At 62.1% G+C, this 670-nt stretch carries 1 protein-coding gene; it reads left to right on the forward strand.

From position 1 onward, the window contains the following. Positions 1-670 (forward strand): Ig-like domain-containing protein (locus OP496_RS18260; protein WP_280565415.1); only part of this gene is annotated, 670 nt, incomplete at both ends.

Raw genomic sequence — 670 nt, forward strand, 5'->3', positions numbered from 1 at the left:
GACGATGTTGAGCCGCTGACTGATGATCTGACCAGTGGCGACAGCACCAACGATCTCACGCCGACACTGACCGGCACGGCCGAAGCCAACAGCACCATTGAGATCTTCCAGGACGGCACCTCAGTAGACACCACTGAGGCTGATGATCAAGGCAACTGGAGCTTCACGCCGGACGAACTGACAGATGGTAGTTCATACAGCTTCACCGCCACGGCCACCGACGCCGCCGGCAATACCTCTGATGCCAGTGAGACCTTCACGCTGACCATCGACGAGACGGCACCGGACGCGCCCACCATCGATCCGACCGATGGCACCGAGCTTACCGGCACCGCTGAAGCGGGCAGCACCGTCACTATCGACACCAATGGTGATGGCGGGGTAGATGAAACCGCCTCTGCTGACGGCGATGGCACCTGGAGCGTGACGCCAGAGCCCGTACTCGCTGACGATACCCAGGTCTCGGCCACCGCGACCGATGCTGCGGGTAATGAGAGTGAGCCGACCACGCAGGCCGTGGATGCGGCGGCACCGGATGCCCCGACAATTGCCAGCGCCTCGGACGATGTTGAGCCGCTGACTGATGATCTGACCAGTGGCGACAGCACCAACGATCTCACGCCGACACTGACCGGCACGGCCGAAGCCAACAGCACCATTGAGATCTTCC

The sequence above is a fragment of the Chromohalobacter sp. 48-RD10 genome (genome assembly GCF_029889785.1).
In the GTDB taxonomy this organism is placed as follows: Bacteria; Pseudomonadota; Gammaproteobacteria; order Pseudomonadales; family Halomonadaceae; genus Chromohalobacter.